Source organism: Duganella fentianensis, from assembly GCF_964031615.1.
Lineage (GTDB): Bacteria > Pseudomonadota > Gammaproteobacteria > Burkholderiales > Burkholderiaceae_D > Rugamonas > Rugamonas fentianensis_A.
This window is the reverse complement of record NZ_CAXIQN010000020.1, coordinates 385016-399403: the sequence shown is the minus strand read 5'-3', so window position 1 is coordinate 399403 and position 14388 is coordinate 385016. Positions and strand designations below refer to the sequence as shown.

Annotated in this window: 17 protein-coding genes; 5 read left to right on the top strand and 12 right to left on the bottom strand. The window is 62.2% G+C overall.

The window, feature by feature from the left end; genetic code table 11:
• Window positions 1-91 precede the first annotated feature (91 nt).
• Window positions 92-700 (top strand): phasin family protein, encoded by a 609-nt coding sequence (locus ABNT42_RS16295; protein ID WP_348698699.1) that lies wholly within the window; start codon window positions 92-94, stop codon window positions 698-700.
• Between the two features lie 50 nt (window positions 701-750).
• Here the strand turns inward: ABNT42_RS16295 and ABNT42_RS16290 are convergent, their stop codons facing one another.
• From ABNT42_RS16290 to dctP, 10 genes are all read right to left on the bottom strand, one after another.
• A complete protein-coding gene (locus ABNT42_RS16290; protein WP_348698697.1) occupies window positions 751-1656 on the bottom strand; it encodes an acyltransferase domain-containing protein in 906 nt (301 codons plus the stop codon).
• Window positions 1653-2582 carry a triphosphoribosyl-dephospho-CoA synthase MdcB gene (gene mdcB / locus ABNT42_RS16285; protein WP_348698869.1) on the bottom strand — a complete coding sequence of 310 codons (930 nt, stop codon included), beginning with the start codon at window positions 2580-2582 and terminating at the stop codon, window positions 1653-1655. The genes ABNT42_RS16290 and mdcB overlap by 4 nt, the downstream gene beginning before the upstream one ends.
• A 95-nt stretch (window positions 2583-2677) precedes the next feature.
• Window positions 2678-3388, bottom strand: a complete 711-nt coding sequence (mdcG, locus tag ABNT42_RS16280; protein ID WP_348698696.1) for a malonate decarboxylase holo-[acyl-carrier-protein] synthase — start codon at window positions 3386-3388, stop codon at window positions 2678-2680.
• A 7-nt stretch (window positions 3389-3395) separates the two neighbouring features.
• Entirely contained in the window at window positions 3396-4124 is a 729-nt protein-coding gene (locus ABNT42_RS16275; protein WP_348698694.1) for a biotin-independent malonate decarboxylase subunit gamma, read from the bottom strand.
• 1 nt (window position 4125) lies between these two features.
• A complete protein-coding gene (locus tag ABNT42_RS16270) occupies window positions 4126-5037 on the bottom strand; it encodes a biotin-independent malonate decarboxylase subunit beta (RefSeq protein WP_348698692.1) in 912 nt (303 codons plus the stop codon).
• Window positions 5034-5348 carry a malonate decarboxylase acyl carrier protein gene (gene mdcC / locus ABNT42_RS16265; RefSeq protein ID WP_348698690.1) on the bottom strand — a complete coding sequence of 105 codons (315 nt, stop codon included), beginning with the start codon at window positions 5346-5348 and terminating at the stop codon, window positions 5034-5036. The genes ABNT42_RS16270 and mdcC overlap by 4 nt, the downstream gene beginning before the upstream one ends.
• 10 nt (window positions 5349-5358) lie before the next feature.
• Entirely contained in the window at window positions 5359-7011 is a 1653-nt protein-coding gene (gene mdcA / locus ABNT42_RS16260) for a malonate decarboxylase subunit alpha (RefSeq protein WP_348698688.1), read from the bottom strand.
• Window positions 7011-8360: a TRAP transporter large permease gene (locus ABNT42_RS16255; protein WP_348698686.1), complete on the bottom strand. Its 1350-nt coding sequence runs from the start codon at window positions 8358-8360 to the stop codon at window positions 7011-7013. Before ABNT42_RS16255 ends, mdcA begins: the two co-directional genes overlap by 1 nt.
• Window positions 8357-8920: a TRAP transporter small permease gene (locus ABNT42_RS16250; RefSeq protein ID WP_348698685.1), complete on the bottom strand. Its 564-nt coding sequence runs from the start codon at window positions 8918-8920 to the stop codon at window positions 8357-8359. The genes ABNT42_RS16255 and ABNT42_RS16250 overlap by 4 nt, the downstream gene beginning before the upstream one ends.
• Window positions 8917-9933 (bottom strand): TRAP transporter substrate-binding protein DctP, encoded by a 1017-nt coding sequence (dctP, locus tag ABNT42_RS16245; RefSeq protein ID WP_348698683.1) that lies wholly within the window; start codon window positions 9931-9933, stop codon window positions 8917-8919. Before dctP ends, ABNT42_RS16250 begins: the two co-directional genes overlap by 4 nt.
• Before the next feature lie 140 nt (window positions 9934-10073).
• Between dctP and ABNT42_RS16240 the strand changes: the two genes are divergently transcribed.
• The gene (locus tag ABNT42_RS16240) at window positions 10074-10736 is read left to right on the top strand and encodes a GntR family transcriptional regulator (RefSeq protein ID WP_155435221.1); all 663 of its coding nucleotides are present in this window, start codon (window positions 10074-10076) and stop codon (window positions 10734-10736) included.
• A gap of 20 nt (window positions 10737-10756) precedes the next feature.
• Here ABNT42_RS16240 and ABNT42_RS16235 read toward each other — a convergent pair whose 3' ends face one another.
• Complete coding sequence (locus ABNT42_RS16235) at window positions 10757-11206, bottom strand: Rrf2 family transcriptional regulator (RefSeq protein ID WP_348698681.1); 450 nt, start codon at window positions 11204-11206, stop codon at window positions 10757-10759.
• 49 nt (window positions 11207-11255) lie between these two features.
• Window positions 11256-12452, bottom strand: coding sequence for a multidrug effflux MFS transporter (locus ABNT42_RS16230; protein WP_348698679.1), 1197 nt, complete (start codon window positions 12450-12452; stop codon window positions 11256-11258).
• A 112-nt stretch (window positions 12453-12564) separates the two neighbouring features.
• Here ABNT42_RS16230 and ABNT42_RS16225 point away from each other — a divergent pair, with 112 nt between their 5' ends.
• From ABNT42_RS16225 to ABNT42_RS16215, 3 genes are all read left to right on the top strand, one after another.
• Window positions 12565-13062, top strand: a complete 498-nt coding sequence (locus ABNT42_RS16225) for an MgtC/SapB family protein (RefSeq protein ID WP_348698678.1) — start codon at window positions 12565-12567, stop codon at window positions 13060-13062.
• A gap of 78 nt (window positions 13063-13140) precedes the next feature.
• Window positions 13141-13533: a hypothetical protein gene (locus ABNT42_RS16220; RefSeq protein WP_348698676.1), complete on the top strand. Its 393-nt coding sequence runs from the start codon at window positions 13141-13143 to the stop codon at window positions 13531-13533.
• A gap of 1 nt (window position 13534) precedes the next feature.
• Window positions 13535-14242, top strand: a complete 708-nt coding sequence (locus ABNT42_RS16215) for a hypothetical protein (protein ID WP_348698675.1) — start codon at window positions 13535-13537, stop codon at window positions 14240-14242.
• Window positions 14243-14388: the final 146 nt, after the last annotated feature.

Genomic DNA, 14388 nt, shown 5'->3' with positions numbered 1-14388 from the left:
CTCGTCGATTCGACTTTCAGGCTCACCAACTTTTCGAGGCACATCTATGTATCCATACTCCCAATCCGTTACTCCCGCAGCAAAGACGCACATGGAAGCGCAACTGTCGTTCTTCAACGACATGTCGAAATCGCTGTTCCGTACTCTGCAACAATATAGCGATCTGAATATCCAGCTGGCCCAGACCATGCTGGAAGAAAGTACCAAGGCTGGCCAGCAGGTCATTACGTCGCATCGTCCTACGGAAGCGTTTGCTGCCGTGGCAGCGCATGCCCAGCCCGCCGCAGAAAAAGTCCGCGCCTATCAGCAGCACCTGTCGCGCATCGCCGCCGACACCCAGGTGGACCTGTCCAAAGTGGCAGAAGAACATGTGCAGGAAACCAGCCGCACGGCCAAGGCACTGGCCGATGAAGTGGCACGCGTAACGTCGGAAGAAACGGAAAAGACCATGCGCAGCCATCAGGATGCGCTGGAAAAATTCAGCGATCCGTTCACCAGTTATAACGACGGCATGCGCCAGTCGCGTGGCAGCGAAATGCGCGGCACTTCGACCATGCAGAGCGCCGGCCAGCATGGCAGCGACAGCCAGGGCAATATGCAGGGCGGCCATACGCCACAGACCGCGCAGTCGACTACGGGCGGCAGCAGCGCCCAGAGTGCGGCAAGTGCGAAACAGACGGGCGCACGCAAGGACAGCTAGGCGTATCCTGCATCGGCCGTCACAGGGGAATGGCCGCAGGCGCAGCCTGACTATTCCTCGCTGCAGCGTTCCAGCCAGCGCAAAATGCCATCGATGGTGCGGAAGTCTGCCACCGAGCGGGTGCTGATGTGGGGGGGGCGCTGCTGCAGCATGCGTGACAGCGCGGCACCGGGCCCCAGTTCCAGTGCATAGCGGATGCCTGCTTCGGCAGCGGCATCCATGCAGGCGGCCCAGCGGATAGGCGTGGCAAGCTGGCGCGCTAGCAGGTCGTTGGCGCTGGCCTGATCGCGCACGCTGATGGCGCTGATGCCGGCTAGTACCGGCGCTTGCATCATCCCGAACGGCGTCTGCTGTAGCAACGCAGCGAATGGCGCCACTGCGGTCTGCATGTAGCGCGTGTGGGACGCCACTGCCACTGGTAGATGCGTGCTGCGGCCACCGTGCAGCAGAACCGTCTGCTCGAGTGCTGCGCGCTGGCTAGCCGGACCACCGGCAATACAGCTATCTTCCCCCGTTTCGATGGCCAGTTCGTAAGCATGGGCGGGCAGCAGTGGCAGTACGCGCGCAAGCGCCATGCCGGAGATGGCCAGCAGGGTCTGATCCGGCTCGGCCTGTGCCGCCTGATCCATCATGTCTGCGCGCGCCGTCGCCAGAGCCATGCACGTGGCGGGGCTGTAGGCTCCGGCCACACCATACGCCGCCAGTTCGCCTATCGAATAGCCAGCCACCATGGCGGGGGCGGGGGCCTGTTCGCGCAGGGCTTCCCACATAGCCAGCGTAGCCGCCACGATCAGCGGCTGGGCATGGCGATTGGCATACAGATCGTCACCATGCGGTAGGGGCAGACTGTCCAGTAACGCTGCACCAGCCGGATGGCTGCGTGCCAGATCGAACATGGCAGCATGCTGGCCGCCCTGACCGGGGCATAGCAGCAAGAGGCGGCCGTTGCCACTCATGTGGCGCTGCCTTGCGATGTAAAGCCGGCAGCGGCATTGACACTAGCACCTGTACTGGCTCCGGCGTTGGCTCCAGCGCTGGCGAGCGCCTGCACCAGACAGCTCGCTGCCAGCAGATCGGCCGCGCCGCCCGGCGACAGGCGCAGACCGACAAAGTTGCGATGGCCTTCCAGTGCCAGCGCATGCCAGCGCGCATGGCGGGTGCCGCCCAGCGCCAGAAAATGCTGGGCATGCTGGCGTACCACGCGTGCACCATCGGGGCCGGCACGGTGATAGACATTGCTATCGCTGATGTGCGCCATCAGCGCATACAGCGTGTCGATGCGGGCGCAGCGCTGACTGGCGCCGCGCTGGGTCGCTGCCAGCAGTGCCGGCACACCTACTTCAAACACTGACGGCAGCCCCAGCGCACCTTCTTCGCGCGCACCGCTGACGGCATAGCGTGCCGCCACCTGCAGGCCATTACTGCGGTGCTGCTCGGCAGGCTTCACGGCTGCGTGCTGGGATAGTTCCATGCCCCAGCGGATCAGCAGCACGGCGCGCAGGCTGGCCGGTGTGCTGGCCATGCCCTGTGCGCGCGCGCGTCCGGCACTGGCGCATAGCAGTCCCAGACTGAAGATGGCGCCGCGGTGAGTGTTGATGCCACGGGTGGCGCGCAGCATGGCGCGTTCCGCTTCCATGCCCAGCTGTCGGAGCTGCGCAAACGGCGCGTCATCCCAGCCGGCCTGACAGATTTTGCGGAAGTAGTGGCGCAGCGAGAACAGGCTGCGCACGAAGGTGGCGGCATCCATATCGTCGTGGCTGCCGTTATCTACCAGCGACACCAGCCCGGGTTTAGGATAGAGACAGAGTTCGTGATACAGACTGCGTACGGCCAGTCGCGCCACCTGTGCGGCGTAGGCACGGGCGCGGGCGCGTGCCTGCATGGCGGCGCTGGCCTGCAGCGCCGCCAAGGCCAGTGCATGGCGCTGGTGCAGCGACGCGCTGGCTGCCAGCGCAGGATCGAGAGTGAGTTGGGCCATCAGGACTGCTCCAGCGTTGCCAGCAGGCTGGCGGTATCACACAGGCGCACGGTTGCGCCGGACTTTACCAGCACCTTGGCCTGCGTGCTGCACGCCAACCGCCATTCTTTCCATGCAACGGCCTGATCGTCAGGGAAGACGATTTCGCCATCAAGCGGCAGACGCTGGGCATATTCAGCCAGCAGGGCTAGCCCCAGTTCTAGCTGGCTGGCGCTGCGCGGATGGAACAGCAGATCGATATCGGAACTGGCACTCAGGTAGGGCAGGCCGGTCAGCACCTGCATGGCCAGCGAGCCATATACCTGCAGCGCGAGCGGGCGTGCAGCGCGGGCAAATTCCAGCAGCGCGTCGTGCCATGGCTGCTGTACCGTGAGCGCCAGATGCAGCGGCAGCGCCGGCTTGATGCGGGCGATGTGCGTGCGCTGCACTTTCAGGCCAATGCGTAGCTTGTTGCCGCTGACGGCATCGGGCGGCAAGGGCAGGCCGAGGCAGATCTGGTCGGCCCGCGCATCGGGCTCATGGCGCCGCACCACCAGCGGTGCCTGCTGTTGCTGCCACTGCTGCAGCGCCGGACGGTGTTCGGGCGGCGCCGCAGCCAGCACTTCTTGCCAGCCGCCTGCATCGAGCCAGACTAGCTGGTGGCGCGCCGCATGGTGGGTTCGCGGCGTAGCCGTATGGGCGCGGTCTGGCATGGTATGGCTGGCAGACATGAGCACTTCAGCGGATCTGCACATCGCCGCCATGCAGCACGGCGTTGATCACAGGCTGGGCGTAGCGGCGGCCGCCCCGTTCCAGTCCCAGTCCGCTGCGAATATCGCCGCTCACGGGTTGCGCCAGTGCGGCGCGCAGATGCGCAGCCAGATTGCCCTGCCAGATGGCGCCTAGCCCGCCCATACGCTGGTAGTTCTCCGGCCCCGGTGCGAACACGGGATTACTCTGTGCCAGTTCCAGCAGGCGTTCTTCCGGCACCTTGGTGATGCGTGCCATGGCGGGCAAACCCATCACGCGGATGGTAGCATCGGGCAGGGCGAAGCAGGCGTCGGCCATCAGGCCGCTGGTGATGAAGCCGCCCGACAGCGCCTGATCGTACACCAGACCGATGATGCGATGACCCTGACGGCGCGCCAGATCGACACATTTGCCCAGATGAGCCATGTAGCTGTTAATGCCTAGCATTTCGTCGCGATGGCGCAGGCGCTGGCCTTGCGTGTCGATCAGCATCAGGATAGGCATGCCCGGATGTTCGCGCACGATGCGCAATATGGCCTGCGCCTGTGCTAGTGCAATCTCCACGCCGATCGGGGTGTGCTCGGTGGTGCCGATCACGCCGATCTGCTGGCCTTCGAACTGGCCATAGCCACTCAGGAAGCAGTCCTGTTCGGTGATGCTGTGACCATCGGGGAACAGCGCCGCAGCGATACTTTTCCAGTCAGTTTTTGCTTGCATCTCAGGCTCCCATGCGGCACTGGCCCGCGACAGCTATGAATTGATCGATGTCCAGCATAGGCAGATTGGCCGCATCGGCAATGCCCATGGCACTCCAGATGTCGACAGGGTCGCGCAACTGGCCGTAGCGTTCGATGCGCTGCGCCAGCATTGCCTGCTCCGCTTCCAGTGCGCTCAGACTCAGTTGAACGGCCTGTTGCTGCGCGCCCGTCAGCGTGGCCATGGCCTGCGCCGCAGCAGCGCGGAAGGCGGTGATGTCGTCGGCCACGATGGTCTGGCAGTCGCCCATCAGATAGCGGTGCTTGCCGCCCGTGGTACGCCACACCAGCGCACGGTCGCGCGCATCGAATTCTTCTACCCCGCTGGCCGTCTCGATCACTTCAGGGCCGGACATGGCCAGCCGGCCTTCTTCCGACATGATCACCACATTGGCGCAGCGCGCCACGATGCCCATGCCACCGAACGCGCCATTGGCGCCGCCTACCAGCACGATCACGGGCACACCGGCCGCGCGCGCATCGAGCAGGGCACGCATCACTTCGGATACGGCGATCAGTCCCGCATTGGCTTCATGCAGACGCACGCCGCCCGATTCAACCAGCAGCACGACGGCGGTGGCCTGATCCTGTACGGCACGGCGCAGCAGGCCGACCAGTTTGGCGCCATGCACTTCGCCCACCGCGCCGCCCATGAAACCGCCTTCCTGTGCGGCCGTGTACACGGTGATGCCGTTCAGGCGCGCACGCCCCACGGCCACGCCATCGTCAAACGCCACCGGCGCATTGAGCTGGCCCAGATGGGGACTGATTATGCGTGCCGACGGTGGCAGGAATTCTTCGAAGCTGCCGGCATCGAATAGCTGCTGCAGCCGTTCGCGTGCGCTGGCTTCCTGATAGCTGACCGGGCGGCTCATGCGGCGCCTCCCAGCATGGTCTGTACCGCCTGATCCATGCGCAGGCTGACCACGGCAGGCGTGGCGCCCATATCGTTGATGGATATCCGTGCATTGGCCAGTTGCCAGCGCTGCTGGAAGTCCTGCATCACGGCCTGCCAGATGGCGCCGAAGCCGACGGCGGCAGTCTGGATTTCGATGCTGCAGGCGCCACCCAGTTCGGCTGCCTCGATCAGCACTTCCAGATTGCCCGAGCCCACCACGCCAACTAGCTGCGGCTGCGCCGTCAGCGAGCGCGTGCCCTGTTCGAATCGATAATTAAGAGTTTCCATGCCGTGCTCCTTACCAGTTGCGGAAGCGTTTGGGCGGCTGATACAGCCCGCCCGAAGCGCGCACCAGGTCTTTCATATTGCGTGCTGCCAGCAGATCACGCGTGGCCATGCGTTTGTCGATGCCGAGATCTTCGGCGCGCTGGATGATACCGCGATCGCGCAGGTTTTCCACCATGCGCTGGTCGCGCCCCAGTCCCACCGGTGTGTAGCCGGCCACACCACGAATCGCCTGTTCGCGCTCCTCGTCGCTGCGGCATAGCAGCAGGTTGGCGATGCCTTCTTCCGTCAGGATGTGGGTCACATCGTCGCCGTAGATCATCACGGGCGGGATGGCCATGTCAGCCTGTTCCATCAGCGTCCAAGCATCGAGCTTCTCGACGAAGGCTGGCTGCATGTGCTCGCGGAAGGTCTCCACCATCTGCACGACCAGCTTCTGGCCGCGCGGGATGGTGTTGCGGCCTGCGCGTGCCTGCTGGCCGGCCTTCAGCCATGCAGGGCTGGCGTGACGCCGGCCGCGCGCATCGGCACCCATGTTGGAGGCACCGCCGAAGCCGGAGATACGGCCTGCCGTGGCAGTGGACGAATTGCCCTGCAAATCGATCTGCAGCGTCGAGCCGATGAACATATCGCAGGCATAGTGGCCGGCGGCCTGACACATGGCGCGGTTGCTGCGCATGCTGCCGTCGGGGCCGATGGCAAACACGTCGGGGCGGGCGTGGATGTAGTTTTCCATGCCCAGTTCCGAACCGAAGGAATGCACCGATTTGACGAAGCCCGCTTCGATAGCAGGGATCAGAGCCGGATGGGGATTGAGTGCCCAGTGCTGGCCGATCTTGCCGCGCAGGCCCAGCGATTCGGCATAGGTAGGTAGCAGCAGTTCGATCGCTGCCGTGTCGAAGCCGATGCCGTGATTCAGCCGCTGTACGCCGTATTCGGCATAGATGCCTTTAATGGCCATCATCGCCATTAGCACCTGTATCTCGGAGATCTGCGCGGGATCACGGGTGAACAGCGGTTCGATGTAGTAGGGGCGCGGCGACTGCACGACGAAGTCCACCCAGTCGGCCGGTACGTCAACCCGCGGTAACTGATCGACGATACGATTGACCTGCACGATCACGATGCCCTGCTTGAAGGCGGTGGCTTCGACGATGGCGGGCGTGTCTTCCGTGTTCGGCCCCGTGTACAGATTGCCGTGCCGGTCGGCCGCTTCGGCTGCGATCAGGCAGACGCGTGGCGGCAGGTCGACGAAGTAGCGGCTGAACAGCTCCAGATAGGTGTGGATGGCGCCGATATTCAGCTTGCCGGCCGAAGCCAGCCGGGCCACCCGTGCTGCCTGCGGGCCGGAGAAGGAGAAGTCCAGCCGCGCCGCGATGCCGCGCTCGAACACATCGAGGTGTTCGGGCAGGGCCAGCACGGACTGCAGCATGTGCAGCTGGTTGATGCGGGTCGGGTCCAGATTCGCTAGCGCATGGCCGAGGAAATCAGCCTGCTTCTGGTTGTTCCCTTCGAGGCAGACGCGGTCACCGCATTCGAGCACGGCATGCAGCAGATCGGCGATGCGCGCCGCCGGCAGGCTTTTGCCTTCCAGCGCGCTGCCCAGCACCGTGGCGGCACGCTGCAAACGCGCCGTCCGGTTCTGCTGTAGGGTGTTCCAGTTCATTATTTTGCTCCCATGATCATGTCAGGCAGTCCGGTGGCGATGGCGGGGAAGAAGCACAGCAGTATCACTGCCACCAGCATCAGGATCAGGAAAGGGAACACGCCCCACACCACATCCTTGAGGGGAATGTCCGGTGCGATGTTCTTGATCACGAAGATGTTCAGTCCCACCGGCGGGTGGATCAGCCCCATTTCCATCACCACCGTCATGACGATGCCGAACCAGATCAGGTCAAAGCCTGCATCTTTGAGTGGCGGCAGGATGATGGGCGCCGTCATCAGGATGATGGAGACGGGCGGCAGGAAGAAGCCGAATACCACCACCATCAGCAGAATCACGGCCAGCAGCAGCCACTTGGACAGGTGCAGGCTGACCACCCATGCGGCAGCGGACTGGCTGATGTGCAGATAGCTCATCACATAGGAATAGAACAGCGACATGCCGATTATGAGCAGCAGCATGGTCGATTCCTTGATCGAAGAACTGAGGATGGGCGACAGTTCGCTCGGACGCCATACGCCGTAGATCACGGCCAGCAGCAGCATGGCCAGCAGCGCGCCCAGACCGGCCGTTTCCGATGGCGTAGCAAAGCCGCCATACAGCGCCACCATCACACCGATCAGCAGGATGATAAAGGGCAGCACGCGCGGCAGCATTTCCACTTTCTGTGCCAGCGTGAAGTGTTCGTCTTCCAGATAGGCCGATTTGGCGCCACCGTTGTTATAGACTTCCAGCGCCATGCGGTATTCCTTGCGGGCGCGGTACACGGCATAGCCGGCGAACAGCACTACCAGCAGAATGCCCGGGCCTATGCCAGCCAGGAACAAGCGGCCCAGCGACTGTTCGGCTGCCACGGCATACAGAATCATGGTGATCGATGGTGGCAGCAGAATACCCAGCGTGCCGCCGGCAGCGATGATGCCGGCCGCGAAACCGGGCGAGTAGCCGCGCTTGCGCATTTCCGGAATGCCGGCCGAACCGATCGCCGAGCAGGTGGCTGGCGAAGAGCCGGCCATGGCCGCGAACAGCGCACAGGCAAACACGTTGGCGATGCCTAGCCCGCCCGGTATCTTGTGCATCCACGTGTGGATGGCGGAATATAAATCCTTACCGGCCGGTGATTTGCCGATCGCCGCGCCTTTCAGAATAAATAGCGGTATCGACAGCAGGGTAATCGATGCCATTTCCTCGTAGACGTTCTGGGTGATGGTGTCGAGCGAAGACGGCGGCATGCAGAAGTACATGAAGCCGGTGGCCACCACGCCCAGCGCAAATGCGATAGGCAGGCCAGAAAACATGATGACAAGGGTGGCGAGTCCGTACAGCGCGCCGAGGGTCAGATCGCTCATGCGGCACGCTCCGTAACAGGTTTATTGGTGATGCGGGCCAGCGTCTGCAGCACCAGTTGCAGTGCCAGCAGGCTCATACCGAGCGCCATCATGCCGTAGGGGATCCACAGCGGCGGGGCGAAGGTGGAGGAGGTGGTCTGGCCATCCACATAGGCTTCGTGGAACAGCGCCCACGATTTCCATGCGAAGAAGCAGCAGAACAGCGCCGATACCAGATCAACCAGCAGCAAGCGGGCCGCATTGACGCGCGGCGGCAGCAGGCCGGCAATCGCTTCGATGCCGATGTGGCCGCGCTGCGACTGCACATACGCGGTGCAGAAGAAGGTCACGCCGACCAGCATGAATACCGAGGCTTCATCCTGCCAGTCGGTAGGCGCCTGAAAGAAGTAGCGCGACACCACCGAGTAGGTCAGGATCACGGCCGTCAGCACCAGCGCGATCATCGACAGCCGCATCAGGCCACGGTTGATGCTGGCTAGCAGCGCCATGGCCGCAGCAATGGCAGGGTTGTCCGGCACGGCGGCGGCGCGTGCCGGTTCCAGTTCGAAGCCGTGGCTCACAGGGTTTTCTCCGCCAGTTTCAGCAGTTTGGCGCAGTTTTCATTGCGCTCGCCATAGTCCTTCCATGCCGTGGTACGGGCAATCGCCTGCCATTTTTTCAGCGCGGCCGGGTTCAGATCCACTACCTTGGCTTTGGCCTTGGTGTAGACGTTGGCCACTTCCACATCGTCGGCCTTGGCGGCGTTGAGGGCGAAGCTCTCCATCTCGGCGCCCACGGCCATGATGGTGGCTTGCTGTTCTTTGCTCAGGCGGTCGAACACAGCCTTCGACATCATCAGCGGTTCGAACATGAACCAGTAGGCGCCGGCGCGTCCCGTGGTCAGCGCTTTCGATACTTCTTCCAGACGGAACGAGATCAGTGAAGTGGAGGAGGTCAGTGCCGCTTCCATGGCACCGGTCTGCATCGCTGCATAGATTTCGTTGGAAGGCAGCGAAACCACGGCGGCACCGGCCGCCTTCAGAATCAGATCCATTTCGCGCGAGCCGCCACGGATCTTCATGCCCTTGGCATCTTCCGGATCGATCACTGGCTTGGTGCGCGATGCCACACCGCCCGCCTGCCAGATCCAGCTGATCAGCACGATGCCTTTCTCATTGAGGATGCGGCTCAGCTCCTTGCCCACTTCCGCATTCTTCCAGCCGTAAGCCTGCTCGTAGGAAGTCACGAGGCCGGGCATCAGGCCGATGTTCACTTCCGGTACTTCGCCGCCCGCATACGACAGCGGAACCAGCGATAGATCAAGTGCGCCCTTGCGCATGGCGGAGAACTGGGCGTTGGTTTTCATCAAAGACGAACCCGGATAGATCTCGAATTTCAGGCTGCCTTTGCTGCGCTTTTCCACTTCTGCGGCAAACATGCGGGTCAGGCGGTCACGAAAGTCGCCCTCGTTGATGGTGCCACCGGGGAACTGGTGGGAGATCTTGAGGGTGGTGTTCTGGGCCCAGGCGGGTTGCAGCAGCAGGGGGCTGACGGCCAGCGCGGCCAGCACGGAGCGGCGGCTTATCTTACTCATCTTACTCATGTTTCCTCCAAGGGGTGGGTCTATTATGCAACTCTGTTTTTTGTGTATACAAGAATATCCTGTCCAAATACATTGTCAAGAGATTTTGAACACTTATAATGAAGCTTGTTATACACAAGGTTCAAATTGCCATGACTACCCATTCCGCCACCCTGCGTGAAGAAATCGAAGAAATGATTGCCGTTGGCACGCTCAAGCCGGGCCAGCATCTGGATGAAACCGAACTGGCGGCCCGCTTTGGCGTGTCGCGCACACCGATACGCGAAACCCTGATCCAGCTCGCCTCGATGGGGCTTGTTGTTATCCGTCCACGGCGCGGCGCCATTGTGGCCGAGCTAGGGCCGCAGCAACTGGTCGAGATGTTTGAAATGATGTCGGAACTGGAAGCCACCTGCGGCCGGCTGGCGGCACGGCGCATGACGCGCGAAGAACAGCAGGCTCTGCTGGCTGCCCATCAGGACTGCATGCAGGCGATGGAAGCGGAAGAGCCGGACGTCTATTACTACAAGAACGAGCTATTCCATGAAGCTATCTATGCGGGCAGCCACAATCAGTTCCTGATCGAGCAGACCCGCGCGCTCTACCGTCGTCTGCGGCCTTACCGTCGCCTGCAGTTACGGGTGCGCGACCGGCTGTCGAATTCCTATCGCGAGCATGATGGGGTGGTGCAGGCGATTATTGAAGGCGATGGCGAGCGTGCAGCGCAATTGCTGCGCGAGCACGTGATGATACAGGGGCAGCGTTTCTCGGATCTGATGGCCTCGTTGCCGCAGTTGCAGCTGTTTGCCGCCTGAGTAGGGCGGTCCGGCGGATTTTATGCCGCCGCGCCGCGCTGCAGTTTGACGGGGCGGGCGCTGCCGCGGGCCGGCGGTAGCAGATCCTGCAGAGTCTGTTTGTCGAGCACGGCCAGAAAGGCTTCCATGGCGTCGTTGAGCGAGTGCTTGAGGATGCACTCGGGCGTGATGGCGCACGTGTCGTGGGCGCGGTCGAAGCATTCGGCCACGTAGAAATCGCTTTCCGTGCTGCGCACCACGGCGCCGATATTGATATCTTTGGGTTCTTTGGCCAGCCGCAGGCCGCCATTGCGGCCACGCACGGTTTCCACCAGCCCCGCCAGCCCTAGCTGGTAGACCACCTTCATCAGATGGTTTTTCGAAATGGCGTGGGTGTCGGCAATATCCTGTATGGTCACCAGACGATCGCGGTGCGCGCTGAGAAACAGCAGCGTGCGCAGGGAATAGTCGGTGAAGGAGGTCAGGCGCATAGACAGCTTATAGTTAGGGGAGGGTTAGAAAGATCAGCCTGCTATTTTATTACAAGCCAGCCCCATCCGGTGTTTTCGGCTGTCCGGCCTGTGCCCACACCCATGCCAGCAGGCTGACGACCAGACTCACCAGCACACCCCACGCCAGTTTCAGCGCGCTGTCGAACAGCAGCGGCGCCACCAGTCCCGACACCAGCGCGAACAGGATCATCTGGATGAAGGACTGCATGGACGACGCCAGCCCGTTATTGTTGGGGAAGTATTCCAGTGCCAGCAGCGACAGCGGCGTCATCGCCAGTGCCAGCCCGAAGGTGTAGATGAACAGCGGTGCCACAGCCCAAGGCACGCTGGCGGTGAAATAGCTGTTGTAGGCCACGTTGATCACGCCGGCCGCCAGCATCACCACGAAGCCGGCCCAGACCTGTGCCGGACGGGAGGTACGGTGGGCATATTTGCCCGACAGGGCCGAGCCGATCACCATGCCGCTAATCAGTGGGACGAACATCCATGCAAATGCCGTTTCCGGCAGGTGCAGAATATCCATCACGAAGTAGGCGGCCGAGCCGATGTACAGCGCCACGCCTGCAAAACTGGTGCCCACCGCTACCGACAGCAGCAGGAACTGGCGGTGGCAGACCACCTTCCAGTAATTGGCGGCGATCACGCCGGGGTGGAAGGGATGGCGATCTTTTTCCGCCAGACTTTCCGGCAGCATGCGCTGCACGGCGACGAACATCAGTATGCCAAAGGCGGCGAGGAACCAGAACACCGAGCGCCAGCCGAAACCTACCTGCAGCCAGCCGCCCAGCACGGGCGCGATAGCGGGGCACAGGCCGAAGATCATCATCACATGCGACATGATCTTTTGCGCGGTGGCGCCGGAGAAACGATCCTGAATAATGGCGCGCCCTACCACCGAGCCAGCACCGGCGGCCAGACCCTGCACGATGCGGCAGGCCAGCAGCACACCTATCGATGGCGCCAGCGCGCCGGCGATCGAGGCAGCGATGTAGAGCACCAGCGAGATCAGGATTACGGGACGACGTCCGAACGAGTCCGACAGAGTGCCGTAGAACAGCATCATGAAGGCGAAGCAGAACAGGAACATGCTGAGCGTCTGCTGGATCAGTAGCGGGCTGGCGTCGAGGCTACGGGCAATGGCAGGGAACGAGGGCAGATAGGTATCAATGGCCAGCGGGCCGACCATGGACAGGCCGGCCAACAGCAGTGTCAGCAGAGTATTCATGTGGGAGTAACGAGGAGTTAAGCGAGCATTTTACGCGATTTGCCGTTTTTGCATCGGCGCTGCTGTGGCCGGAGTAGAATGCAGTGATTCGATAGCAACCGTATGGCACAGAATGACGGACACGATAGATTACTGGGATGTACTGGCGCGGCTGGTGGTGGCGCTGGTATTTGGCGCCATCATCGGGCTCGATCGCAATCTGAAGGGCAAGCAGACGGGCATGAAGACGCTGGGGCTGGTGGCGCTGGGTGCAGCGCTGGTCACCATGGCCAGCATGGAGTTCGTCACGGCACCCGGCAGCTATAGCCGTGAAGCCTTGAGCCGCGCACTGCAGGGTGTCATTACCGGCATCGGTTTTCTGGGGGCCGGCGTGATTGTGCTGGACCGGAATTCCAATAAAGTGCGCGGGCTGACCACGGCCGCATCGATCTGGGTCACAGCCTGTATCGGCATCGTCTGCGGCATGGGCGGCTGGCGCATCGCTGCCATGGCATTGCTGCTGGTGTTGCTGCTGTTCGTAGTGGGGCATCCGATCGAGCGCCATCTGCACAACCGCTGGATGCGCAAGAGCGATAAAGAACGTGACGAGCTAACTCGCCATGAAGATTGAGGCAAAGCGGTGATAAATCGATGGAAGTGGCTGCTGTCGCAGCGCGGTCTGAATCTTGTGGGCGCGGTGTTTTTTCTGGTGATATCAGTTAGCACGTTCAAGCGTGATTATGAAACGCAGCAGATCGCCCGCGCTGGGCGTAGCGTGACGGGGTATGTGACGGAAAAATCCTGTCATAACCATGGGCGCGTTAGTTATCGCTATGTGGTGGACGGCAACGCCTACACGGGTACGGATAGTGCATCGGTGTGCGGTTTGCAGGACTGCACCCATGTCCAAGAGGGCGCCGAAGTGACTGTAAGCTATGCCGCGACACAGCCGGCACTGGCGAGCTGCGCCAGCATTTCCCAGCAGCGTAGCAGCGTACGCAATAGCTACTACACCATGCTGTGGTTTGGTGCTGCACTGGCGTTCAGCCTATGGCGTCAGTGGCGCAAGTGGCGCATGTCCCTGGCCGATGGAGCGGCCTGAGTTGCCGCCATCGATCCCGCTGGCGCCCGTTGGCGCCAGCCAGAACCGGCTGGAGGCCATCGATATTCTGCGCGGGCTGGCGATGCAGTACGAGCGGCTGTGCGCCACGGGCCGGCCATATTACTGGCTGCTGCGGCGCTTGCTCTTCTTGATGGTGCTGGGGCTGATCCACCTGCTGCTGATCTGGAATGGAGACATTCTGACCGAGTATGCACTGGCTGGTCTGCTGGTGCTGCCGCTGCTGCGCGCCCGTCGCAGCACGCTCGCATGGTCGGCGCTGGCGCTACTGCTGCTGTATCTGCTACTGCCTGCGCTGCTACCCGCGCTACTGCCCCTGTTGTCATCCGAACTCGGGCTGGCGCTGCAATGGCCCGATAGCATCTGGCTGGTCAATCATATCCGGCAGGCGCGGCAAGCTTATGGTGAAGGCAACTGGCTGCAGGTGCTGCAATTTAGCTGGCATGAACTGTCTGCCATAGTGCCGCTGCATGTGACTATTTTCCCCCGTACGCTAGCGCTGTTCGTGCTCGGCATGCTGGCGTGGCGTAGCCGGCTATTCACACTGGCAGCGCCACAGCGGGGCAAGCTGTTGCTGGCGGGCGTGCTGGTGCTATCTTCTTCGGCTACGGGCTGGGACTGTTTGGCTGGCTATCGCCCGCGCCAGCTGCGCTTTTGGGGCTGCTTGTGTATGCGGGACAGCTGGTGTTAAGCCAGTACTGGTTGCGCCATTTCCGTTTCGGACCTATCGAATGGTGTTGGCGGAGTTGGATGTATGGTCAGCGTCAGCCCATGCGTCGGCCGGCGCACAGTGTCGTATGATCGATTTTTTCGATAATAAAACGGTAAATTTTGCGT

Bases quoted from the DNA above. Each gene is read 5' to 3' on its own strand.
- ABNT42_RS16295 (WP_348698699.1), top strand. From the start codon at position 92: ATGGAAGCGCAACTGTCGTTCTTCAACGACATGTCGAAATCGCTGTTC.
- ABNT42_RS16290 (WP_348698697.1), bottom strand. From the start codon at position 1,656: ATGAGTGGCAACGGCCGCCTCTTGCTGCTATGCCCCGGTCAGGGCGGC.
- mdcB (WP_348698869.1), bottom strand. From the start codon at position 2,582: ATGCAGGCACGCGCCCGCGCCCGTGCCTACGCCGCACAGGTGGCGCGA.
- mdcG (WP_348698696.1), bottom strand. From the start codon at position 3,388: ATGTCTGCCAGCCATACCATGCCAGACCGCGCCCATACGGCTACGCCG.
- ABNT42_RS16275 (WP_348698694.1), bottom strand. From the start codon at position 4,124: ATGCAAGCAAAAACTGACTGGAAAAGTATCGCTGCGGCGCTGTTCCCC.
- ABNT42_RS16270 (WP_348698692.1), bottom strand. From the start codon at position 5,037: ATGAGCCGCCCGGTCAGCTATCAGGAAGCCAGCGCACGCGAACGGCTG.
- mdcC (WP_348698690.1), bottom strand. From the start codon at position 5,348: ATGGAAACTCTTAATTATCGATTCGAACAGGGCACGCGCTCGCTGACG.
- mdcA (WP_348698688.1), bottom strand. From the start codon at position 7,011: ATGAACTGGAACACCCTACAGCAGAACCGGACGGCGCGTTTGCAGCGT.
- ABNT42_RS16255 (WP_348698686.1), bottom strand. From the start codon at position 8,360: ATGAGCGATCTGACCCTCGGCGCGCTGTACGGACTCGCCACCCTTGTC.
- dctP (WP_348698683.1), bottom strand. From the start codon at position 9,933: ATGAGTAAGATAAGCCGCCGCTCCGTGCTGGCCGCGCTGGCCGTCAGC.
- ABNT42_RS16240 (WP_155435221.1), top strand. From the start codon at position 10,074: ATGACTACCCATTCCGCCACCCTGCGTGAAGAAATCGAAGAAATGATT.
- ABNT42_RS16235 (WP_348698681.1), bottom strand. From the start codon at position 11,206: ATGCGCCTGACCTCCTTCACCGACTATTCCCTGCGCACGCTGCTGTTT.
- ABNT42_RS16230 (WP_348698679.1), bottom strand. From the start codon at position 12,452: ATGAATACTCTGCTGACACTGCTGTTGGCCGGCCTGTCCATGGTCGGC.
- ABNT42_RS16225 (WP_348698678.1), top strand. From the start codon at position 12,565: ATGACGGACACGATAGATTACTGGGATGTACTGGCGCGGCTGGTGGTG.